This window comes from Flavobacterium notoginsengisoli, assembly GCF_042686225.1.
Taxonomy (GTDB): Bacteria; Bacteroidota; Bacteroidia; order Flavobacteriales; family Flavobacteriaceae; genus Flavobacterium; species Flavobacterium notoginsengisoli.
The window spans coordinates 39,980-61,302 of record NZ_JBHUOT010000012.1 but is presented as its reverse complement, the minus strand read 5'-3'; the positions used below and the strand labels follow the sequence as shown (position 1 = coordinate 61,302).

22 protein-coding genes and 1 riboswitch are annotated in these 21,323 nt (G+C 34.2%); of the genes, 5 read left to right on the top strand and 17 right to left on the bottom strand.

The window, feature by feature from the left end:
- Positions 1-5: 5 nt before the first annotated feature.
- Entirely contained in the window at positions 6-794 is a 789-nt protein-coding gene (locus ACFS3A_RS22360; RefSeq protein WP_379827800.1) for an MOSC domain-containing protein, read from the top strand.
- Here ACFS3A_RS22360 and ACFS3A_RS22355 read toward each other — a convergent pair.
- From ACFS3A_RS22355 to ACFS3A_RS22305, 11 genes are all read right to left on the bottom strand, one after another.
- A complete protein-coding gene (locus ACFS3A_RS22355; RefSeq protein WP_379827798.1) occupies positions 791-1,501 on the bottom strand; it encodes a HesA/MoeB/ThiF family protein in 711 nt (236 codons plus the stop codon). The genes ACFS3A_RS22360 and ACFS3A_RS22355 overlap by 4 nt on opposite strands.
- 76 nt (positions 1,502-1,577) lie before the next feature.
- Positions 1,578-2,690, bottom strand: coding sequence for a 2-iminoacetate synthase ThiH (gene thiH / locus ACFS3A_RS22350; RefSeq protein ID WP_379827796.1), 1,113 nt, complete (start codon positions 2,688-2,690; stop codon positions 1,578-1,580).
- A gap of 147 nt (positions 2,691-2,837) precedes the next feature.
- On the bottom strand, positions 2,838-3,614 hold the full coding sequence (locus tag ACFS3A_RS22345) for a thiazole synthase (RefSeq protein ID WP_379827794.1): 777 nt from the start codon (positions 3,612-3,614) through the stop codon (positions 2,838-2,840).
- Complete coding sequence (locus ACFS3A_RS22340) at positions 3,595-4,233, bottom strand: thiamine phosphate synthase (RefSeq protein WP_379827792.1); 639 nt, start codon at positions 4,231-4,233, stop codon at positions 3,595-3,597. Before ACFS3A_RS22340 ends, ACFS3A_RS22345 begins: the two co-directional genes overlap by 20 nt.
- Entirely contained in the window at positions 4,226-4,978 is a 753-nt protein-coding gene (locus ACFS3A_RS22335; RefSeq protein WP_379827791.1) for a hydroxymethylpyrimidine/phosphomethylpyrimidine kinase, read from the bottom strand. The genes ACFS3A_RS22340 and ACFS3A_RS22335 overlap by 8 nt, the downstream gene beginning before the upstream one ends.
- Positions 4,936-5,559 (bottom strand): thiamine phosphate synthase, encoded by a 624-nt coding sequence (locus tag ACFS3A_RS22330; protein WP_379827790.1) that lies wholly within the window; start codon positions 5,557-5,559, stop codon positions 4,936-4,938. The genes ACFS3A_RS22335 and ACFS3A_RS22330 overlap by 43 nt, the downstream gene beginning before the upstream one ends.
- Positions 5,560-5,597: 38 nt before the next feature.
- Positions 5,598-7,421: a phosphomethylpyrimidine synthase ThiC gene (gene thiC, locus ACFS3A_RS22325; protein WP_379827789.1), complete on the bottom strand. Its 1,824-nt coding sequence runs from the start codon at positions 7,419-7,421 to the stop codon at positions 5,598-5,600.
- Positions 7,422-7,550: 129 nt separating this feature from the next.
- A complete protein-coding gene (gene thiS, locus ACFS3A_RS22320) occupies positions 7,551-7,757 on the bottom strand; it encodes a sulfur carrier protein ThiS (protein WP_109191762.1) in 207 nt (68 codons plus the stop codon).
- A gap of 67 nt (positions 7,758-7,824) precedes the next feature.
- Positions 7,825-7,921, bottom strand: a riboswitch (TPP riboswitch).
- Between the two features lie 109 nt (positions 7,922-8,030).
- Positions 8,031-8,594, bottom strand: a complete 564-nt coding sequence (locus ACFS3A_RS22315) for a DNA-3-methyladenine glycosylase I (RefSeq protein ID WP_379827787.1) — start codon at positions 8,592-8,594, stop codon at positions 8,031-8,033.
- A complete protein-coding gene (locus ACFS3A_RS22310) occupies positions 8,594-9,220 on the bottom strand; it encodes a hypothetical protein (RefSeq protein ID WP_379827786.1) in 627 nt (208 codons plus the stop codon). The genes ACFS3A_RS22315 and ACFS3A_RS22310 overlap by 1 nt, the downstream gene beginning before the upstream one ends.
- Positions 9,217-9,897 (bottom strand): queuosine precursor transporter, encoded by a 681-nt coding sequence (locus tag ACFS3A_RS22305; RefSeq protein ID WP_379827785.1) that lies wholly within the window; start codon positions 9,895-9,897, stop codon positions 9,217-9,219. Before ACFS3A_RS22305 ends, ACFS3A_RS22310 begins: the two co-directional genes overlap by 4 nt.
- 171 nt (positions 9,898-10,068) lie before the next feature.
- Here ACFS3A_RS22305 and ACFS3A_RS22300 point away from each other — a divergent pair, with 171 nt between their 5' ends.
- The gene (locus ACFS3A_RS22300; RefSeq protein WP_379827783.1) at positions 10,069-12,123 is read left to right on the top strand and encodes a M3 family metallopeptidase; all 2,055 of its coding nucleotides are present in this window, start codon (positions 10,069-10,071) and stop codon (positions 12,121-12,123) included.
- A 57-nt stretch (positions 12,124-12,180) separates the two neighbouring features.
- Here the strand turns inward: ACFS3A_RS22300 and tsf are convergent, their stop codons facing one another.
- The 4 genes from tsf to rplM all read right to left on the bottom strand — a co-directional run bounded on the left by tsf (position 12,181) and on the right by rplM (position 15,066).
- On the bottom strand, positions 12,181-13,143 hold the full coding sequence (gene tsf, locus ACFS3A_RS22295) for a translation elongation factor Ts (protein WP_109191768.1): 963 nt from the start codon (positions 13,141-13,143) through the stop codon (positions 12,181-12,183).
- Between the two features lie 140 nt (positions 13,144-13,283).
- Entirely contained in the window at positions 13,284-14,048 is a 765-nt protein-coding gene (gene rpsB, locus ACFS3A_RS22290) for a 30S ribosomal protein S2 (RefSeq protein ID WP_095927954.1), read from the bottom strand.
- A 176-nt stretch (positions 14,049-14,224) separates the two neighbouring features.
- Complete coding sequence (rpsI, locus tag ACFS3A_RS22285) at positions 14,225-14,611, bottom strand: 30S ribosomal protein S9 (RefSeq protein ID WP_008466792.1); 387 nt, start codon at positions 14,609-14,611, stop codon at positions 14,225-14,227.
- On the bottom strand, positions 14,611-15,066 hold the full coding sequence (gene rplM / locus ACFS3A_RS22280; RefSeq protein WP_379827780.1) for a 50S ribosomal protein L13: 456 nt from the start codon (positions 15,064-15,066) through the stop codon (positions 14,611-14,613). Before rplM ends, rpsI begins: the two co-directional genes overlap by 1 nt.
- Before the next feature lie 370 nt (positions 15,067-15,436).
- Here rplM and ACFS3A_RS22275 point away from each other — a divergent pair, with 370 nt between their 5' ends.
- The gene (locus ACFS3A_RS22275; protein ID WP_379827778.1) at positions 15,437-16,462 is read left to right on the top strand and encodes a LacI family DNA-binding transcriptional regulator; all 1,026 of its coding nucleotides are present in this window, start codon (positions 15,437-15,439) and stop codon (positions 16,460-16,462) included.
- A 57-nt stretch (positions 16,463-16,519) separates the two neighbouring features.
- Here the strand turns inward: ACFS3A_RS22275 and ACFS3A_RS22270 are convergent, their stop codons facing one another.
- Positions 16,520-17,029, bottom strand: coding sequence for a hypothetical protein (locus ACFS3A_RS22270; RefSeq protein ID WP_379827776.1), 510 nt, complete (start codon positions 17,027-17,029; stop codon positions 16,520-16,522).
- 57 nt (positions 17,030-17,086) lie between these two features.
- Entirely contained in the window at positions 17,087-19,936 is a 2,850-nt protein-coding gene (gene polA, locus ACFS3A_RS22265) for a DNA polymerase I (protein ID WP_379827774.1), read from the bottom strand.
- Positions 19,937-20,269: 333 nt separating this feature from the next.
- Here polA and ACFS3A_RS22260 point away from each other — a divergent pair, with 333 nt between their 5' ends.
- Positions 20,270-20,467, top strand: a complete 198-nt coding sequence (locus ACFS3A_RS22260) for a hypothetical protein (protein WP_379827772.1) — start codon at positions 20,270-20,272, stop codon at positions 20,465-20,467.
- A gap of 178 nt (positions 20,468-20,645) precedes the next feature.
- A complete protein-coding gene (locus ACFS3A_RS22255) occupies positions 20,646-21,320 on the top strand; it encodes a response regulator transcription factor (RefSeq protein WP_379827770.1) in 675 nt (224 codons plus the stop codon).
- Positions 21,321-21,323 lie beyond the last annotated feature (3 nt).

Genomic DNA, 21,323 nt, shown 5'->3' with positions numbered 1-21,323 from the left:
TGAGTATGAGTCATGTTATAACAGAAATTTATATTTATCCAATTAAAAGCCTTGCCGGAATTAGTCTCTCTTCTGCAAAGGCGGAAGAAATGGGATTTGAAAACGACAGAAGATGGATGCTTATTAATTCTGAAAATCAAATGTTAACGCAGAGAGAGCATCGCATTATGAGTCAGTTTTATCCCCAGATTTCAGATGGAAAAATCAGTATTACTTTTGAAGATCAAAAACATGAATTTTCTATTGATGAACATTTTGGAAATACTTTAAAAGTGAATGTTTGGGATGATCAAAGCGAAGTGGTTGAAGTAAATCATGAAACATCAAAATGGTTCAGCCAGCATTTAGGTTTTGAGTGTAAATTGGTCAAAATACTTAAAAATGGAGCTCGTAAACACGAAAGTTCTAGACTAAAAGAAACTTTCAATGTGAGTCTTGCAGATGGTTATCCTTATTTGTTAATAGGAACAGAAAGTCTTGATTTTTTAAATGAAAAACTAGAAGAGAAAATTACGATAAAAAGATTTCGTCCAAACATTGTGGTAAGTACAAAAAAGGCTCACGAAGAAGATGATTTTACAACTTTCAAAATAGGAGAGGTTCAGTTTAAAAACATAAAACCTTGCGGAAGATGTATTATGGTAAACAATGATCCAGAAAATGGACGTTTAAAAAAAGAACCTTTGAAAACTTTAAGTAAGTACAGAAACGTAGATAATTCAGTTTTATTTGGTACTAACATCGTAAGCCTGAACTCAGGAAATATTAAGGTTGGAGACACACTCATTTTTTAGAAATTCAGTTTTGTAAAGTTCCAGTTTAAGGTATTGAAGATTATTATTTCATTTTTTAAAGTTGGTAACTCTAAAATTAATTTCAAAGTTTCATGCGCCATCATATTACCAATAATCCCGGGTAAAGTTCCTAAAACACCATTCAGATTACAATTCGGAACATCTTTTGGATCCGGCATTTCAGGAAATAAATCCCGAAGATTTTTACTTCCGTTATGATTAAAAACAGCAATTTGGCCTTCAAATTTTAAAATACTTCCATAAACCAAAGGTTTTCTGAGTTTTACACAAGTGTCATTTACCAAATAACGCGTTGTAAAATTGTCTGAACCATCAACAATTATATCATATTCTTCAATAATTTTCGAAGCATTTTCGATAGTAAGTTTTTCATTAATCGAAACAGCTTCAATTAACGGATTTAATTTTGAAACTACTTCTCTGGCCACAATAGCTTTTTGCTGACCAATTTCATTTTCAGTATATAAAATCTGCCGGTGCAAATTGTGAATTTCAATCGTATCAAAATCCATAATTCCGATGTAACCAACTCCAGCGGTTGCAATGTATTGTAAAATGGGACAGCCCAAACCGCCAGCTCCAATTACTAAAACTCTGGCTTTTTTTAGTTTTTCCTGACCTTCGTCTCCAATTTCAGACAGAATAGTTTGCCTGTTGTAACGAAGGAATTCTTGTATAATGCTCATTTTTTAATTGTGAGTTGTGAATTGTAAAATGTTACGTCTTCAAACTTGAAACTTGAAACTTGAAACTTGAAACATTTCAACTATAAACCTTGTCCCAATCTTTCCAAACCGGTTCATAGCCTGCATTTTTTATGATTTTTGAAATTTCTTCTGCAGAGCGTTCATCACTGATTTCGAATTGTTCCAAAGATTGAGGATCGACGACATAACCACCAGGATTTGTCTTAGAACCGGCACTCATACTTGTAACGCCAATTGGAATAATATTATTTCTGAATTTCTCGTTTTCACGGGTTGATATAGAGATTTCTAAATCTTCATTCCATAGACGATAAGCACAGATTAATTGTGTCAAATCTTTATCATCCATAATAAAATTGGGTTCGATAATTCCTTCGGCTGGACGGAGACGAGGAAACGAAACCGAATATTTCGTCTGCCAATATTTCTTTTGAAGATAATCTAAATGCAAAGCATTAAAAAAGCTGTCTGTTCGCCAATCTTCCAAACCTAATAAAACGCCTAAACCAATTTTATGAATTCCGGCTGTTCCGATTCTGTCAGGAGTTTCGAGACGATAATCAAAGTTTGATTTTTTTCCTTTGGTATGGTATTTTTTGTAAACTTCCTGATGATACGTTTCCTGATACACCAAAACGGAATATACTCCCGCATTATGCAAACGTTCATAATCTTCTAAAGAAAGAGGTTGAACTTCAACAGAAATAATCGAAAAATCATTTTTAATCTGGTTTATGGCATTCAGAAAATAATTGATATTTACCGTATAATTTGCTTCGCCTGTTACCAATAAAACATGATCAAAACCTGTTTTTTTTAGGGCTTCAACTTCGAGTTTTATTTCAGCATCGGTCAATGTTTTACGTTTGATTTTATTGTCGAGACTGAATCCGCAATAGGTGCAAATGTTTTGGCATTCGTTGCTCAGATATAACGGTGCATACATTTGGATTGTTTTTCCAAAACGTTTCTTGGTGATTTCATGGCATTTTTGAGCCATTTTTTCCAGATAATTTTGAGCAATTGGAGAGATTAAAATCAAAAAATCATCGAGGTTGTATTTGGTTTTGGCCAAAGTTCGTTCGACATCTTTTGATGTGGTTTGGTATATTCTGGATTGAATTTCATCCCAATTATATTGCTCAAAAATTGTTTTAAAGTTATTCATAAGAATTTAGTTTTACTGCAAAATTTTTTAACGCAAAGTGCGCTAAGAATGCACAAAGATCGCCAAGCTTTGAGTTCTTGTCTTTGACAAAAAGTCCGCAAAGCTTGGTGAACTTTGCGAAAAAACCTTGTGAACTTTGCGTTAAAATTACTCGTAAAGAAAAGAGGTCAAAGGACTAGAAGCAGAAGCAAAATTCTGCTGATTAGCAATTCGGGCTTCAAAAGCTTTTCGACCAGCAATAACCGCCTCCTTAAACGCTTCTGCCATTAATTTAGGATTTCCGGCAACAGCAATGGCAGTATTTACCAAAACAGCATCGGCACCAATTTCCATAGCTTTTACAGCATCAGAAGGAGCGCCGATTCCAGCATCAACAATAACCGGAACATTACTTTGCTCAATTATTATTTCTAAGAAATCAATAGTTTTTAAACCCTTGTTGCTTCCAATTGGAGAACCCAAAGGCATTACTGCTGCGGTCCCTGCATTTTCTAAATGTTTGCACAAAACAGGATCAGCGTGAATGTAAGGAAGGACTATAAAACCAAGTTTTGCTAATTCTTCAGTCGCTTTTAAAGTTTCAAGAGGATCCGGCATTAAGTATCTCGGATCAGGGTGAATTTCCAGTTTTACCCAATTTGTTTCTAAAGCTTCACGGGCCAATTGTGCTGCGAAAATGGCTTCTTTCGAATTTCTTGCGCCTGAAGTATTTGGTAATAAATTGATATTTGGATGTTGCAAATGAGATAAAATCGCATCAGTATCGGTTTCTAAATCAATACGTTTAAGAGCAACAGTTACTAACTCGCTCTCTGAAGCCAGAATAGCACTTTCCATTTCTTCATTCGAACCAAATTTTCCGGTTCCTAAAAACAAACGGGATTTAAAGCTTTTGTCTCCAATATTAAACAATGACGTTTGCATATAGTTTTTCTTTTAATTGTTGAACTAATTTTTCTTTTTCAAGACTTTCTGTAATAATTCCGGAAACTGCGATTCCGTGAATTCCAGTTTCCATCAACGGATTTAAATCTCTCAATGTAATACCTCCAATAGCATAAACAGGAATTTCAATTTTGTTTTTTTTTATTTTCTGAAGAATATCAAAATAGCCGGACAGTCCTAAAATTGGACTTAATTTTTCTTTTGTTGCAGTAAAACGAAAAGGCCCTAAACCAATATAATCGCAACCATTTTGAACGTGATTCTGAATGTCTTCAAAAGTATTAGCAGTGCCGCCGATGATTTTAGTTGAACCTAAAAGCGCTCTTGCTTCGTCAATTTTAGTGTCGGTTAATCCCAGATGAACTCCGTCTGCAGCAATCTGTTCAGCAAGATGTAAATCATCATTTACAATAAAAGTTGCCAGATATTCTTCGCATAAAAGTTTTACAGCTTCAGCTAAAGTAAAAGTATCTTTGGCGGTTTGATTTTTAAATCGCATTTGCACCCAGGTACATCCGGCATTAAGAGCTTGATGAATATTGTACAATTGTGTTTCGATGGTTTCGCCTTGCGAAATATATTGCAGTTTGCTATACATAATGATATCCGATTAAGGTTGATGTTGAACTCAGGTATTTTTCGATGTAGATTTTGGCATTTTGACAAGCCATTTCTAAAGTCTGACTTAAAGCTAAATTGGAAGCAATTGCGGAAGAAAGTACACAGCCTGAACCATGTTTTTCCGTACAATCTTTTTCTGTTGGAAATAAATCAAGAATCTTATTTTTCAAAAACAATTGATCTTTTCCGACTTCATTTAAATTATGACCGCCTTTTAATAAAATGGCAGTTTTCATCTCATTTTCAAACCAAAGATTTTCTTTTATAAAACCAGGAAGCAGTTTTTCAATTTCCATATAATTTGGTGTAATCAAATCGATTTTGGATAAAATTTGGTTTAAAACTGAACGATCTTCAATGCTTAAAAAATCAAATTCTGTAGTAGATTTTAAAACAGGATCCCAGACAATTTTTGTATTTGGAGAAACTAATTTTATAGTTGAAAGAATCCGATTTAAATAAGAAAGCGAAGACACAATTCCGATTTTAACCGCGCTGATTTTATAGTTTTGAAACAAGACTTCAATAGATCTGATTACGAAACTGATATCAATCCATTCGATTTTGTGAAACTCATTTTCTGTCTGGATGGTATTAGCAGTCACAATGGCAAAACCGCTCACTTTATGTTGTTCAAATGTTTTAATATCAGCCAAAATCCCGGCACCACCAGACGGATCTAAACCTGCAATTGTAAGTACGAAAGGACGATTTTCTGACATAATTTAAATTGTTTTACGGGGTTTTCATTATTCCATATAGTTCCTAAAAGAGCGACATCATCGAAACCATTTTCGAGTGTTTTTTGAATATTTTCTGATTCAATTCCGCCTAAAGCAATCACTTTTGTTTTATAATTTCTTCTTGATTTTAATGCTTCAAAAAGATCTGTTTTGAGCAGATAATTTTCTTTGGAAATACTTTTGAAAACTGGACTTAGAAATGCATAATCAAAATCGTTTTCTAAGGAATTAAAATCTTCGATTGAATGTGTTGATGTTGAAATTGATTCACATTTATACCTACAAGGTTTTGGAAACCTTGCAGGAAAGACTGAATCATTTTTTCTTTCTTTTTCGGAAAAATGAAATCGGCTAATTCCAAAATCTTCTGCCAAATAATGATGATTATGCAAGACAAGCTGATCTCTAAATTCTAATTTTATTTGATGAACGAATTGCGCCATTTCCAACTCAGAAAAATCAGGTTTCCGAATATGAAGCAAAGACAATCCTTCCTCAAGCAAAGAATGAATTGTCTTGATTTCGTTTACAACAGCAAAAGGATCTGAAATTAAAACCATATCTTTTTTCTATATTCTTTCCTCTATTCTCTAAAAATTTAGATATAAATCTCTTTCCCCTGCTCAATAAATTCCTCCGATTTCTCCTGCATTCCTTTTTCTGCAGCAGCGACATCCCTGATTTCCTGAGATATCTTCATAGAACAGAATTTAGGGCCGCACATTGAACAGAAATGCGCCACTTTTGCGCCATCAGCGGGAAGTGTTTCATCATGAAATTCTCTTGCTGTATCTGGATCCAAAGCCAAATTAAACTGATCTTCCCAACGGAATTCAAAACGGGCTTTACTCAAAGCATTGTCACGATATTGTGCTCCCGGATGACCTTTTGCCAAGTCTGCGGCATGAGCTGAAATTTTATAAGTGATCACGCCGTCTTTTACGTCTTTTTTATTTGGTAAACCTAAATGCTCTTTTGGCGTTACATAACACAACATCGCACAGCCGTACCAGCCAATCATAGCGGCGCCAATTGCAGAAGTAATATGATCGTAACCCGGTGCAATATCAGTTGTTAAAGGCCCTAAAGTGTAAAATGGTGCTTCATGACAATGTTCCAGTTGTTTATCCATGTTTTCTTTAATCATGTGCATCGGAACGTGTCCCGGACCTTCAATAAAAACCTGAACGTCATGTTTCCAGGCAATTTTAGTTAGTTCGCCTAAAGTTTCTAATTCAGCAAATTGAGCAGCGTCATTCGCATCGGCAATCGAACCTGGACGTAAGCCGTCTCCCAAAGAAAAAGCAACATCATATTGTTTCATGATTTCACAGATTTCCTCAAAATGCGTGTATAAGAAGTTTTCTTTGTGATGAAATAGACACCATTTTGCCATAATAGATCCGCCACGCGAAACAATTCCGGTAACGCGATTTGCAGTTAAATGAATGTAGCGAAGTAAAACCCCAGCGTGAATCGTAAAATACGAAACACCTTGTTCTGCTTGTTCAATCAAAGTATCACGGAAAATTTCCCAGGTTAAATCTTCGGCAATTCCTTTTACTTTTTCTAAAGCCTGATAAATAGGAACGGTACCAATTGGCACTGGTGAATTACGAATAATCCATTCTCTCGTTTCGTGAATGTTTTTTCCAGTAGACAAATCCATAATCGTGTCGGCTCCCCAACGGCAAGCCCAAACGGCTTTTTCAACTTCTTCTTCAATGCTTGAAGTCACAGCGCTGTTTCCGATATTGGCATTAATTTTTACCAGGAAATTGCGGCCTACAATCATAGGTTCACTTTCCGGATGGTTGATATTGTTGGGAATAATTGCTCTTCCGCAGGCTACTTCAGAACGTACAAATTCCGGAGTGATTTTACTTTTAGGAGTATTAGCTCCAAAACTATGGCCATTGTGCTGACATCGCATGGCTTTGGTTTGCTCATTTAAAAGTTCAATACGCTGATTTTCACGAATGGCAATATATTCCATTTCCGGAGTAATAATACCTTGTTTGGCGTAATACAATTGTGTGACATTGGCGCCCTTTTTAGCACGTTTTGGCTGATGTAAATATTCAAATCGCAAATGATTTAGTGTTTTATCTTTCAATCGGCTTTGACCGTAATCAGAAGTTATTTCGCTTAAAATTTCAACATCATTTCGATCAAGAATCCAGCTTTCGCGTAAGCGTGGTAATCCTTTTCGAATATCAATCTCAACATTTGGATCAGTGTAAGGTCCGGAAGTATCGTAAACGGTTACGGGAGGATTTTTCTCAACACCTCCGTTTGAAAGTTTGGTATCGCTTAAGGCGATTTCTCGCATAGCGACTTTTATTGGATGAATTTCTCCATCGATATAAACTTTTTTAGAATTTGGAAATGGGGTTCTGGATATTTGTTCTTCTGTAGTCATAGGAAAAGAAGTTATGAGTTATAAGTTATGAGTTGTAGAGGCGCACAGCAATGCGTCTACGTCCGATATGAAATTGGAATTTGGACCCGAGCGATAGCGAACAGGCGAAGCAATTTTTATATTGGAATTTTACCCGCCTTGGGTAGCAGAAATAATTAGGATTTCGTCAGTTTCTTGTACGAGAAATTCGTTCCAATTGGTTTTTGGAACAACAGTATTGTTGACAGCAACGGCGATTCCGTTTTGTTTTTGCGGAATTTCGAGATCGAGCAATGATTGAACGCTTAGCGATTCAGCATTGAAAAATTTAGTTTGTTGATTGATTTTTAGTTCCATTCCTTTTTGTTTAGTGTATAGTTATACACAATAGGAATGGCTGCAATAACGCACAGAAATGCGTTCAAGAAGTCATCTTACTTTTCCCTACGCTAGTATGAACTAGATCAGGTTCAGAGGGTAAAATCTCAGCCTGCGTGATGCAGACACCCCTAAAGTGTGAAGCAAATGTAATGATTTTTTTTAAAGTTTTCAGTCTCAGTTACAGTTTTCAGTTTTCTGAAAACTTAAAATCAAAGATTAAAGACTGAAAACTGTGACTGAGACTGAAAATTATTTAGCCCGAGTAAAGCAATCTTCGGCGTGATCATTGACCATTCCGGTGGCTTGCATGTGTGCGTAAATAACGGTTGAACCAACAAATTTAAATCCTCTTTTTTTTAAATCTTTGCTAATTTCATCTGAAAGAGGTGTAGTAGCAGGAGCTTCTTTTGAAGTTTTTAGATTGTTTATGATAGGTTTTCCGTCGGTGTACTTCCAGATATAATCTGAAAAACTGCCAAATTCTTCCTGAATTTTCATGAAAGCTTGAGCATTGGTAACTGCGGCTTTAATTTTTAATTTGTTTCGAATTATGCCGGTATTCTGCATTAACTCTTCGATTTTGTCTTCAGAATAGTCCGCTACTTTTTGATAATCAAAATAATCAAAAGCGGCTCTGAAGTTCTCTCTTTTATTTAAAATTGTAATCCAGCTTAATCCGGCCTGAAAAGTTTCCAAAATTAAAAACTCAAATAGAGTAGGGTCATCATAAACTGGAACACCCCATTCTTCGTCATGATATTTTTTGTACAAATCACTGGAAGTACACCAGCTGCATCTAATCTTATCTTCCATTATTTCCCAATTTTCCAGTGATAACCTTTTACGCTTGGTATATAAGCTTTTGTTCCTACGATTATTAAATCGGTATAAACTTTCTTTTTGTATTTAATTCCGATTGCTTCTCCGGAAGTATATATTTTATTGGCTTCAAACCTGAACTTAATTTTGGCATCATTAAATTTTGCATCCGAAATCTTTTCGATAAACCAGGTTGATTTCCATTTTACTTCAATTTCATCTTCTGCGGTTTTGGTGATGCTTTTTATTAATTTAATTCCGTCAGCAGGAATATTGTGGCTTTCAATAAGTTCTTTTTGGGTTATGGTTTCTCCTGTTTTACAATCCGATATAAATTTTTTAAAAGCAGTGATTCCTAAGAATTTTTCATTTTCAATTTCTTGAGTGGCTGCAATGCTGTCGTTTACTGTTTTTGCATTTTCTGATGCATTCTCAGTAGTTGTGATTTTGTCTACAATGGATTGTTTGTATTCATTTACAGTTTCGGCAGTACTTTCAGAAATAGTTTCTATTTTATCTGTAATCTTGTCAGTAACTTCTAATAATTGTTTTTTAACGTCTTTAGAACAACTTACAAGGCTTAACAGAATGATTAATAGTAATATTTTATAATGCTTCATTCTTCTAATTGTTCCGGATTTTTATCGTGCTTATCGTTTTCCAAATACTTTTTAATTAAGTGATGTCCTAAATAAATGGCAGGAGTTAACAAAATGGCAATGGCTAATTTGAAAGTATAACCAATTAATCCTGAAGAAATAAAAGTGTCAAAATCAATTTTTCCGGGAAGCCAAAAAGCAATTCCAAGAACAATAAACGAATCGAATAATTGCGAAATTACAGTAGAACCTGTAGCTCTCAGCCATATTTTTTTTTCTCCTGTTCTGTTTTTGAAAAACCAGAAAATCCAGACATAAATAAGCTGTGATGCCATAAAAGCAATTAAACTTCCGACAATAATCCACATACTTTGCCCAAAAACGGCTTGAAATTGTTCGTCGTTTACGGGACTGATTCCTTTTGCAGCCGGAATTGTAATAGCCATAAACAAGATTAAGAATGCATATGCTATTAAACAGGCGGTAATAAAAGAAAGTTTTTTTACTCCTTTTTCGCCAAAATATTCATTAATTAAATCGGTGGTCAAAAAAACTATCGGCCAAGGAAGAATTCCTATACTCATTACGAAAGGACCAACCTGAATTAATTTTCCTCCAATAAGCTCTGCGACAACAGCGTTTGTGATAAATATTCCGGCAAGGATTACAAATACAATTTCTCTTCGGGTTTTAAACATGTTATTTTGGTTATAAAGCTTCAAATTTAAGCTATTTATTTAAAACCTGATATTAGTAAAATTTTAAAATATCATTCATTTGAAGTTTGATTTTGATTGGTTACTTTTGAGATTCTGGCACTTCTTATTTAAAGAAAAGTGCTAAGAAGAACTTTATAAAATGATTTGATTATGGAAAAAGAAACTAATCCGTTACTTCAGGAATGGTCAGGGCCTTATGGAGGAGTGCCGGATTTTACAAAATATAAAATAGCTGATTTTAAGCCAGCTATTGAATTTGCAATTCAGGAAAAATTGGAAGAAATTGATTCCATTGCGAACAATTTAGAAAAACCGACTTTTGATAATACAGTGAAAGCTTTAGAGCTTTCAGGAGAAAAACTGGATCGCATTCATGCGGTTTATGGGATTTATAGATCTAATTTAAGCAGTTCTGAATTTAATGTTGTAGATACAGAAATGTCTCCAAAATTGGCTGAAATTAGCGATAAACTCTATCAAAACGAGAAACTGTTTTTAAGGATAGAAGAATTGTATAAATCAGAAGAAAGTAAAAACTTGGATTCTGAACAACAGCGTTTGCTTTGGTTGTATTACACTGATTTTGTTAGAGAAGGAGCAGAGTTGAATAAAGAAGATAAATCAGAAGTAGCAAAAATTAATCAGGAACTTGCCGGACTTTTTACGCTTTTCAGTCAAAAACTACTGGCAGAAGAAAATGATCAGTATTTGGAGCTGCATTCAGAAAGTGATTTGGAAGGACTTCCAGAAGAATTTAAAAATGCAGCAATTGCCGAAGCAAAAGAAAGAAAATTAAATGTTTTGGCTTGTATCGGAAACACCAGATCTTCCATTGAACCTTTTTTGACTTTTTCTAATCAAAGAAATTTAAGAGAAAAAGCGTTTGATATTTTTGTAAAAAGAGGCGATAATGACAATTCAAATAATACAAATGAAACCCTTGTTTCGATCTTAGAGTTGAGAGCTAAAAAGGCAAAAATATTAGGATTCAAGAATTTTGCAGAATGGAGTTTGTCTAATAAAATGGCAAAAGATCCCCAGAAGACATTGGATTTAATGCATTCCGTATGGAAACCAGCTGTTGAAAAAGTAAAAAACGATGTTTCGGCTATGCAGGAAATGGTGGATGAAGAAGGTGGGAATTTTAAAATTCAGCCTTGGGATTATCGTTTTTATGCAGAGAAAGTCCGTAAAGCGAAATATGATTTAGATCAGAACGAAATTAAGCAATATCTTCAGTTAGAGAATTTGCGTGAAGGAATGTTTTGGACAGCAGGAGAATTGTTTGGTCTTGGTTTTAAACAATTATTCGATGTTCCTGTTTATCATCCGGATGTTCGGGTTTGGGAGGTCAATCATAAAAATACCGGAGGAGTAATTGGACTGTGGTATTTTGATCCTTACGCACGCGTAGGCAAACGCTCGGGAGCTTGGATGAATTCGCATAGAGACCAACAGAAGATTAAAGGAAATGTACTTCCGATAGTTTCGAACAATTGTAATTTCATAAAAGGAAATGCCACCGAGCCAGTTTTAATTTCCTGGGATGATGCTACAACATTATTTCATGAATTTGGTCATGCTTTACACGGTTTATGTTCGAATGTGACGTATCCGAGTTTATCGGGAACTTCAGTAGCAAGAGATTATGTCGAATTCCCTTCACAATTGTTAGAACATTGGCTGGCAACTCCAGAAGTGTTGAATAAGTTTGCGCTTCATTATAAAACTAATGAACCTTTATCAGAATCTTTAGTTGATAGAATTGCAAAAGCGGCTAATTTTAATGAAGGTTTTGCAACGGTAGAAACGATTTCGAGTTCTTTTGTAGATATGAAACTGCATTTAACTACTGAAAAAGTGAATCCGCATCAATTTGAAAAGCAGATTTTGGCAGCAATTAATATGCCGTCAGAAATTGTTATGCGACATAGAATTCCGCAGTTTGCCCATATTTTTTCAAGTGATGGTTATGCGGCAGGATATTACAGTTATTTATGGGCTGATGTTATTAATGCAGATGCTTATGAAGCATTTTTGGAAGGAAATGGACCTTTTGATAAAGAAGTTTCTAAACGCCTTTATGATATTGTTTTAAGTGCAGGAAATACGATTGATAATGAAAAAATGTATGAAGATTTCAGAGGACATGCGCCGCAATCTGATGCATTGATGAGAGCAAGAAACTTTCCGGTTGAAAACTAAAAATAAAAAAGCCCGAATAAATAAATATTCGGGCTTTTTAAATATTGAAATAATATATTAACCTAAAGTAACTCTTTTGAAACCTGTGATTTCAACGTTGAATCCTTTTACGTAATCACCAACTTTTTTACTGTCATCTTTGATGAAGTTTTGATCAAGTAAAGCTTTTTCCTGATCTAAAGTAGTGTTGTCAGAAATGAAACGTTGTACTTTTCCTGGAAGAATTTTGTCCCAGATTTGCTCTGGTTTTCCTTCAGCTTTTAATTCAGCTTTAGCATCTTCTTCAGCTTGTTTGATAACTTCAGGAGTTAATTGAGAGAAAGAGATGTATTTAGGAACATTTTTTAAAGTTTTTCCTAAACGTGCAGCTTCTTCATTGTCTTTTTCAATTACAGCAATACGAGCAGCAAGTTCAGATTCAACGAAAGCAGGATCAAAATCTTTGTAAGATAATGTATCAGCCCCCATAGAAGCAACTTGCATAGAAACATCTTTTGTTAAAGTTTCAGCATTAGCGATTGGAGCAGAAATTGCAGTTAAAGCAGCAATTTTGTTAACGTGAACATAAGATCCAACGAAAGCACCTTCTAAAATTTCGAAACCACCGATTTCGATTTTCTCACCAATAACTCCAGTTTGCTCGATTAATTTCTCAGCAACTGTAATTCCGTTGAAATCAGAAGCTAAAAATTCTTCTTTAGAAGAGAAGTTGATAGCTCTTTCTACTAAATCTTTAGCTAAAGTTACGAAAGCCTCATTTTTACCTACGAAGTCAGTTTCGCAATTTAAAGTAAGGATCGCTCCTTTAGTGTTGTCTGCATTGATAAAAGAAACAGCAGCTCCTTCAGAAGACTCACGGTCAGAACGGTTAGCAGCAACTTTTTGTCCTTTTTCTCTAAGGATTTGGATAGCTTTATCGAAATCTCCTTCAGCTTCAACTAGAGCTTTTTTACAGTCCATCATTCCGGCACCTGTAGATTGTCTTAATTTATTTACGTCTGCAGCAGTAATTGTTGCCATAATATTTTAAGTTTTAATGTGTTTAAAAGTAAAAAATTCCAGCTTTTAAATCCCAAACTCCAATTTTAATAAATTATCAACATAACGTTTTTAATTCTGGTTGGATTTTGGAATTTAAAATTTGGAATTTAAAATTTGATTTATTCTTCAGTTGCAGGAGCAGCTTCAGCCTCAACAGCAGGAGCTTCTTCAGCAGCTTCAACTTCTTTTTCAGCACCTCTGTCAGAAAGACCTTCGATTACTGCAGTAGTTACTAAAGATAAAATTTTGTCAATTGATTTAGAAGCGTCATCATTTGCAGGAATCACGTAATCAACCTCTCTTGGGTCAGAATTCGTATCAACCATTGCGAAAACTGGAATGTTTAATTTTTGAGCTTCTTTTATTGCGATGTGTTCAGCTTTGATATCTACTACGAACAATGCTGCAGGTAGTCTAGACATATCAGCAATTGAACCTAGGTTTTTCTCTAATTTAGCACGTAGACGATCAACTTGTAAACGCTCTTTTTTAGATAAAGTGTTGAAAGTACCATCTTTCTTCATTTTATCAATAGAAGACATTTTTTTAACTGCCTTTCTGATAGTTACGAAGTTAGTCAACATTCCACCTGGCCATCTTTCAGTGATGTAAGGCATGTTTGCAGCTTTTGCTTTATCAGCAACGATGTCTTTTGCTTGTTTTTTGGTAGCTACGAATAAGATTTTTCTACCTGATGCAGCGATTTTTTTCAAAGCTTCGTTAGCCTCTTCAATTTTAGCTGCAGTTTTATATAGATTGATAATGTGAATACCATTACGCTCCATATAAATGTAAGGAGCCATATTTGGATCCCATTTTCTAGTCATGTGTCCGAAGTGAACACCTGCTTCTAGTAATTCTTTTACTTCTATTTTGTTTGCCATTTTTGTACTAGTTTACGTTCTGTTGATTAGCAATGTATAAATGGCGATTTCTCTGGCTTTATACATTTAGATGCTAAACTATATCCTACCTCGATAGGAGAGCAACAATAACTGTGTTTTTTAATTTCAATAAATAATTGATAAAGTCTTGTCCCATCTGAACAAGACAGGTAATATTAACGTTTAGAGAACTGGAATCTCTTACGAGCTTTCTTCTGACCGAATTTCTTACGTTCAACCATTCTTGGGTCTCTTGTTAATAAACCTTCTGGTTTAAGGATAGCTCTGTTTTCAGCGTTAACTTCACACATTACGCGTGCTAATGCCATTCTTACAGCTTCTGCCTGACCAGTTGTACCACCTCCGTAAACGTTTACTTTAACGTCAAAGTTACTAGCGTTTTCTGTCATAGAAAGCGGTTGTAAAACTTTGTATTGTAAAGTTGCAGTTGGAAAGTAAGTTGCGAATTCTTTTTTGTTTACAGTGATGTTTCCAGTTCCTTCAGAAACGTATACACGTGCAACAGCGGTTTTTCTTCTACCGATTTTGTGAATAACTCCCATTACTTAAGATCATTTAGGTTAACAGTTCTAGGTTTTTGAGCTCCGTGAGTGTGCTCAGATCCTACAACAACATTTAGATTTCTGAAAAGTTCTGCTCCTAATTTGTTTTTAGGTAACATACCTTTTACCGCTTTTTCTACTAATAATGCAGGGTTTTTAGCTTGCAATACTTTAGCAGTTAAAGTTCTTTGTCCTCCTGGGTAACCTGTATGACGCATGTAAATTTTGTCATTCAATTTTGTACCTGTAAGGTTAATTTTTTCTGAGTTGATAACAATTACGTTATCTCCACAGTCAACGTGCGGTGTGTAACTTGGCTTGTACTTACCTCTTAAGATCATTGCAACTTTAGAAGCAAGACGTCCTAAGTTATGACCTTCAGCGTCAACAACAATCCACTCTTTAGTTACAGTGGCTTTGTTAGCTGAAACCGTTTTGTAGCTTAATGCGTCCATAATATTATTTTAATTAAACATTCCATCCCCAATAAAGGGGATGCAAAAGTACAATTAATTATTTTAAAACCAAATACCTGAAAGAATATTTTATCTGCTGAAAATCAAGGGTTCAGTTTTATCTTTAAAACAATAAAAAAAGGTACGGTATAATATTTAGCCGTAAAGCCATTTGAGTTTGTGTTTTTTACTTCAAAATTATGGTTTTCCACGCATTAGACATTTTTTGGAAGAGGTGTATTAAGAAAAATCATATCCTTTTTTAATTTTATTTGTAAAAGACTAGGTAAATTTAAATAGTGACAGGTCTTTTTTGTTTTATTTTAGGTAATTCTACTATATTTGTATTAATTACATAAAATTCAATTGGATGAAAGCTAAAGCAACTCTAAAACAAATTGCGAAAGAACTTGGTGTTTCTGTTTCGACTGTATCTAAAGCGTTGAATGACAGTCCAGAAATTAGTGAACAAACGAAGGTAAAGATTAAAGAGTATGCCAAACTCAAAAATTATAAGCCGAATGTTATTGGTTTGAATTTAAAAAATCGTAAAACTAAAACGATTGGAGTAATTATACCTAATATATTAAACTCTTTCTTTGCGAAAGTTTTTAGCGGTATTGAAAAAGTTGCCGATAAAAAGGGATATAATGTAATTACTTGTATATCTAATGAATCTTTAGAGAAAGAAGTTCACACATTAGAGATGCTTAGCAATGGAACTATTGACGGATTTATTTTGTCAGTTTCACAAGAAGCTCAAAAACTTCAAGACTATAATCACTTTTCTGAAATCATAAACGACGGAACACCAATCGTTATGTTTGATCGTATTGCTGATGAAGTAGATTGCGATAAAGTAGTAGTAGACGATTATGATTCTGCAATTAACTCGACACAACATTTAATTAATTTAGGGTGTAAAAATATTGCTCTGATTTCTTCTGTAGATAATATTAGTGTTGGAAAATTAAGAACAGAAGGATATTTGAAAGCTTTGAAAGACAACAATATCCCGGTTAACGAAAAAATTATTCTTCGTACCGATTCTGAAGAAGATATGAAAGCTAAAATCGAAGGGATTTTTGATCATAAAATCGATGGAATTTTTGCTCTGGATGAAAATGATTCGGTTGCTGCTTTGAGAGTAAGTTTGAAAAAAGGATTTAGAGTTCCGGAAGATATTTCAATTATTGGTTTTGCAGATGGAATTTTAGCTTCAAGACGTTTATCACCAAGTTTGACAACTGTAAGTCAGCATGGGGTTGAAATTGGAGAAGTTGCTGCCAAAAGATTAATCGAAAGATTAGAGGAGCCGGAAGGAACGATTTCAGAGTATGAGACAATTGTGATTAAGACAAAATTGAAAGAACGAGAGTCGACTAGAAAAGTATAATAAATAAGAAACCATCAGTAGAAACTGATGGTTTTTTTTTAACGATTATTTAGATTCTTAGTTTTTCCCATCAAAGGTAAATGAATCTCCATAATCACTATTGCATCTTTTGAAAATTTCTTTTGGTAATCCGTTTTTAAAACTGATTTTAGAAATAATCTTTTTATTGCATTCAGGGCTTTTGTTTTCAAATATTAAAATCCCATCTTCAATTTTTTTTGGCAAATTACTTGCTGTTATCGTGTAATAGTTTCCTAAATAGTGATTTTTAGCATTAAATACTAATATTCTACTTGTACTTCTGCATGACATGCCCCAAGTCCAAATATAATTCATGATTTTGTAGGTTCTTCCTTTGTCGGTTTTTAAAATTCCTAAATAGGTTAAGGAAGTTTCTGTTCCGCCTTTATCGTCCCATTTTCCGAAAATAAATTCTTTATCTACAACATTTTTACGAAGAACTTCCAATCTAATATTTTCATTATTTACTTGGGCATATCCTAATTCGGAAACTCCCATTATAACTAAAATAAAAAATATTTTAATTAAGATTGTTCTCTTTATCATTAACAAGGTGCAGTTTTGTTTATTTAAAAAATCAACAATCTGAAATCTGAAATTCTATTAATGCGCTTCTAACCAGTCTTTTCCTAAACCAATTTCAACTTCTAATGGAACAGACATTTTAAAAGCATTTTCCATTTCGTGTTTAATCATTGGCTGGATTTTTTCGAGTTCGTCATTGTGAACATCGAACACAAGCTCATCATGTACCTGAAGTAACATTTTAGATTTCCAGTTTTCGTCACGAAGTTTTTTATGAATATTAATCATCGCGATTTTAATCACATCGGCAGCGCTTCCCTGAATTGGTGCATTTACAGCATTTCGCTCAGCGGCACTTCTTACCACAGCATTCGCAGAATTAATATCTTTTAAATAACGACGGCGTCCTAAAATAGTTTGTACATAACCTTTCTCACGGGCAAAATCAACTTGTTCTGAAATATAAGATTTAAGACGTGGATAGGTTTTATAATAAGCATCGATCAAAGCAGCACTTTCGCTTCTTGATAATGAAGTCTGATTGCTTAGTCCAAAAGCAGAAACACCGTAGATAATTCCAAAGTTTACCGTTTTGGCGTTACTTCTTTGTTCACGCGAAACTTCTTCTAAAGCCACATTAAAAACTTTTGCAGCGGTAGCTCTGTGAATGTCTTCTCCGTCTTGAAACGCTTTAATCATATTTTCTTCGCCACTTAAAGCAGCAATAATTCGTAATTCAATCTGCGAATAATCGGCAGAGATTAAAGTGTAATTTTCGTCGCGGGCAACAAAAGCTTTACGAATCTGACGGCCTCTTTCAGTACGAATTGGAATATTCTGTAAGTTCGGATTATTCGAGCTCAAACGTCCTGTTGCAGCAACGGTTTGCATATAATCGGTATGAACTCGCAAAGTCTTTTTATCAACTTGTTCCGGTAAAGCTAAAATATAAGTACTTTGCAGTTTTACCATCTGACGCCAGTCCAAAATCTGTTTTACGATTGGGTTATCATTTGCTAAATAAGTTAAAACTTCTTCACCCGTTGCATATTGACCTGTTTTGGTTTTCTTTTGTTTAGCACCGCCAATTTTAAGCTTTTCAAATAAGATATCTCCTAATTGTTTTGGAGAAGCCAGATTGAATTTCTCGCCTGCTGTTTCATAGATTTGTTCTTCAAGAGATTTGATTTCAACATCCATCTCTTTAGACATTCCTTTTAAGAATTCAACATCCAGGCGAATTCCTTCCGTTTCCATATCAGCCAAAACACTTACTAACGGAATTTCGATTTCGTCAAACAGTTTTTTAGTTTCTGTTTTGTCTAATTCAGTAGTAAAGATTTCTTTTAGTTGTAAAGTAATATCAGCATCTTCTGCAGCGTATTCTTTAATGTCTTCCAAAGGAACGTCACGCATCGAAAGCTGATTTTTTCCTTTTTTTCCAATTAAAGTTTCAATAGATTTAGGAGAATATTTCAAATACGTTTCTGCCAAAATATCCATATTATGACGCATATCCGGATTAATCAGATAATGCGCAATCATCGTATCAAAAAGTTTTCCTTTTACTGTAACGCCGTAATTAGCAAGAATTTTTAAATCGTATTTTAAATTCTGTCCGATTTTCTCAATGTTTTCATTTTCAAAAAACGGAACAAATTTGTCTACTAAAATTTTAGCTTCTTCCTGACTTTCCGGAAACGGAACATAAAATGCTTTTCCTTTTTCGTAAGAGAAAGACATTCCAACCAATTCAGCATGCAAAGCATCAATTCCTGTGGTTTCGGTATCAAAACAAACCGAAGTCTGTTTTTCTAAATTTTGCAAAAGCAATTTAATTCCTAAATCTCCCTGAATCGTCTGATAAGAATGCTCGGTATTTTCTAAAGTGCTGTAAAATGAATTTCTTGCGGCTTCGGCTCCTTCGTCCAAAGTAGTTCCGCCTCCGCCAAAGAGGTCAAACTGATCTTCATTTTTCGGTTGTGGTTTTTTATATAATTTGGCATCCTGAGCCGGAGTTGAAGCTAATTCGTTGCCGCCGCCAACTTTAAACAAATTGTCAAATTGTTCGGCCATTCTTCTAAATTCCAATTCCTGAAAAATAGCGTCCGTTTTTTCGATATCAGGACGAGAAAGTTCGTAGTCATCTTCATTGAAAACAACATCACAGTCACAGATAATTGTTGCCAGTTTTTTAGATAGAATTCCTTTCTCTTTATTAGCTTCGATATTCTCTTTCATTTTTCCTTTTAGTAAATGTGTATTTTCTAAAAGGTTTTCCATTGTTCCAAATTCTTTAAGGAATTTTTTCGCAGTTACTTCACCAACTCCGGGTAATCCGGGAATGTTATCAACGGCATCGCCCATCATTCCAAGAAAATCAATTACTTGTTCCGGTCTTTCGACTTCAAATTTTGCCAAAACTTCAGGAATTCCCCAGATTTCGATTCCGTTACCCATTCGGGCTGGTTTGTACATAAAAATGTTTTCAGAAACCAATTGCGCAAAATCCTTATCAGGCGTTACCATAAAAACTTTATAATTTTGTTTTTCGGCTTGTTTTGCAATTGTCCCAATTAAATCATCGGCTTCACAGCCTTCAATTTCAATAATCGGAATATGCATCGCTTTTAATAATTCCTGAATATAAGGAACTGCAATTTTGATAGCTTCCGGGGTTGCATCGCGGTTGGCTTTGTATTCTACGAACATTTCAGTTCTAACATGACTTCCGCCTTTATCAAAAGCAACAGCCAAATGATCTGGTTTTTCTCTTCTAATAACATCCAAAAGGGAGTTCATAAAACCCATAATAGCAGATGTGTCCATTCCTTTTGAGTTGATTCTCGGGTTTTTAATAAAGGCATAATAACCACGGAAAATTAGTGCGTATGCATCTAGAAGAAAAAGGCGTTTTTGAGTCGACATATTAAAAATATTAGTCTGTAAAAATAAACAATTGGGTTTTAAAAACAGATTTGTTCATGAAAATTAATTTTTTTGAAACCATATAAGTTATGTAAGTTTATTTTAGTAAAGATGTCTTCTGTAGAGACGCACTGCAGTGCGTCTAATATTTTTTACGAATATTATTAAGTTAAATATTTAAATGAACTATAACTTATATGGTAGAAAAAAAAGCGAAGAGTTAATATCAAGTTAAAATGTTTAAGGATAGTGTTTTCTTCATTTTTTCTTCATTTTCTGAGGGTAGTTTTGATCTGTAAAATAAAAGGTTATTAATTTAAATACTTAGAAATCATGAGAAATTTATTAATGTTACTAGTGGCAGTTTTAGGAACAAGTGCAATGGTTCATGCTTTCCCTGCAAAAACAGGAAAAGAAGCTCCTGCTAAAGAAGTAAAAGCAACCAAACATCCTAAACACAAATCTGAGAAAAAAGCAAAATCAGAAAAAAGTGAAGCTCCAAAAACAGAAACTGCAAAAGTGAAAAAATAATGTACTTTTTGTTTTGTTTTCGAATGATTGTAAGGAAACAAAACAGGAAGGATATTATGAGAATGCAGATGGTAAAAGCTGATGAAGAAATTTATCAGCTTTTTGCGTTAATGTTTTTACAATGCAGGCTTTTGTTCTTTTTAAATGATTAATTTTAATTACTCTTAGCTATATTTTTATGAATATTTTGATTGTTGAAGATAATAGGGAACTTGCAGTAGAAGTTTATGATTTTTTATGTAATGCGGGGTATATCTGCAAGATTACGCATACTTGCGCTGATGCTTTGGAAGAATTTGGAAGTAATGATTATGATGCAATGTTATTGGATTTGGGACTTCCGGACGGAGATGGTTTTGAGGTGTTGCAAACGGTTAGGAAAACAAAATCGAAAATGGCAGTTATAGTCCTGACTGCGAGAGGAGAGCTTGATGACAGAATTAACGGACTTCATCTTGGGGCCGATGACTATCTCACAAAACCTTTTGCTTTAACAGAACTCAGTGCGAGATTGTTTGCTGTGATTAGAAGAATTCATGGTTTTACTTTAAATAACCTTGCTATTAATGGTTTTGTTTTACAGCTTCAGGATTATAAAGTCAGTTTTAATGATAATCCAATTAATCTAACGAAAAAGGAGTTTGATATTTTTCAATATTTGGTTTTAAATAAAAATAGGGTAATAACACGTTTACAGCTTACAGAGCATATTTGGGGTGACATTTTAGAAGTTAATTCCGATTCTAATTTTATTGATGTCCATGTTCGAAATCTTCGAAAAAAATTAGACAAACATGCTCCTATAGATTGGTTTGAAACGGTTCGAAATGTAGGTTATCGTATAAACGAATAAATT

Coding starts and splice junctions, on each gene's coding strand:
- ACFS3A_RS22260 (WP_379827772.1), top strand. CDS start 20,270: ATGAGAAATTTATTAATGTTACTAGTGGCAGTTTTAGGAACAAGTGCA.
- thiS (WP_109191762.1), bottom strand. CDS start 7,757: ATGGAACTAAAAATCAATCAACAAACTAAATTTTTCAATGCTGAATCG.
- rpsB (WP_095927954.1), bottom strand. CDS start 14,048: ATGGCAAACAAAATAGAAGTAAAAGAATTACTAGAAGCAGGTGTTCAC.
- ACFS3A_RS22360 (WP_379827800.1), top strand. CDS start 6: ATGAGTCATGTTATAACAGAAATTTATATTTATCCAATTAAAAGCCTT.
- thiH (WP_379827796.1), bottom strand. CDS start 2,690: ATGAATAACTTTAAAACAATTTTTGAGCAATATAATTGGGATGAAATT.
- ACFS3A_RS22335 (WP_379827791.1), bottom strand. CDS start 4,978: ATGTCAGAAAATCGTCCTTTCGTACTTACAATTGCAGGTTTAGATCCG.
- ACFS3A_RS22300 (WP_379827783.1), top strand. CDS start 10,069: ATGGAAAAAGAAACTAATCCGTTACTTCAGGAATGGTCAGGGCCTTAT.
- thiC (WP_379827789.1), bottom strand. CDS start 7,421: ATGACTACAGAAGAACAAATATCCAGAACCCCATTTCCAAATTCTAAA.
- ACFS3A_RS22355 (WP_379827798.1), bottom strand. CDS start 1,501: ATGAGCATTATACAAGAATTCCTTCGTTACAACAGGCAAACTATTCTG.
- ACFS3A_RS22340 (WP_379827792.1), bottom strand. CDS start 4,233: ATGTATAGCAAACTGCAATATATTTCGCAAGGCGAAACCATCGAAACA.
- ACFS3A_RS22275 (WP_379827778.1), top strand. CDS start 15,437: ATGAAAGCTAAAGCAACTCTAAAACAAATTGCGAAAGAACTTGGTGTT.
- tsf (WP_109191768.1), bottom strand. CDS start 13,143: ATGGCAACAATTACTGCTGCAGACGTAAATAAATTAAGACAATCTACA.
- ACFS3A_RS22270 (WP_379827776.1), bottom strand. CDS start 17,029: ATGATAAAGAGAACAATCTTAATTAAAATATTTTTTATTTTAGTTATA.
- rpsI (WP_008466792.1), bottom strand. CDS start 14,611: ATGGGAGTTATTCACAAAATCGGTAGAAGAAAAACCGCTGTTGCACGT.
- polA (WP_379827774.1), bottom strand. CDS start 19,936: ATGTCGACTCAAAAACGCCTTTTTCTTCTAGATGCATACGCACTAATT.
- ACFS3A_RS22310 (WP_379827786.1), bottom strand. CDS start 9,220: ATGAAGCATTATAAAATATTACTATTAATCATTCTGTTAAGCCTTGTA.
- ACFS3A_RS22330 (WP_379827790.1), bottom strand. CDS start 5,559: ATGGTTTTAATTTCAGATCCTTTTGCTGTTGTAAACGAAATCAAGACA.
- ACFS3A_RS22345 (WP_379827794.1), bottom strand. CDS start 3,614: ATGCAAACGTCATTGTTTAATATTGGAGACAAAAGCTTTAAATCCCGT.
- ACFS3A_RS22255 (WP_379827770.1), top strand. CDS start 20,646: ATGAATATTTTGATTGTTGAAGATAATAGGGAACTTGCAGTAGAAGTT.
- ACFS3A_RS22305 (WP_379827785.1), bottom strand. CDS start 9,897: ATGTTTAAAACCCGAAGAGAAATTGTATTTGTAATCCTTGCCGGAATA.
- ACFS3A_RS22315 (WP_379827787.1), bottom strand. CDS start 8,594: ATGGAAGATAAGATTAGATGCAGCTGGTGTACTTCCAGTGATTTGTAC.
- rplM (WP_379827780.1), bottom strand. CDS start 15,066: ATGGACGCATTAAGCTACAAAACGGTTTCAGCTAACAAAGCCACTGTA.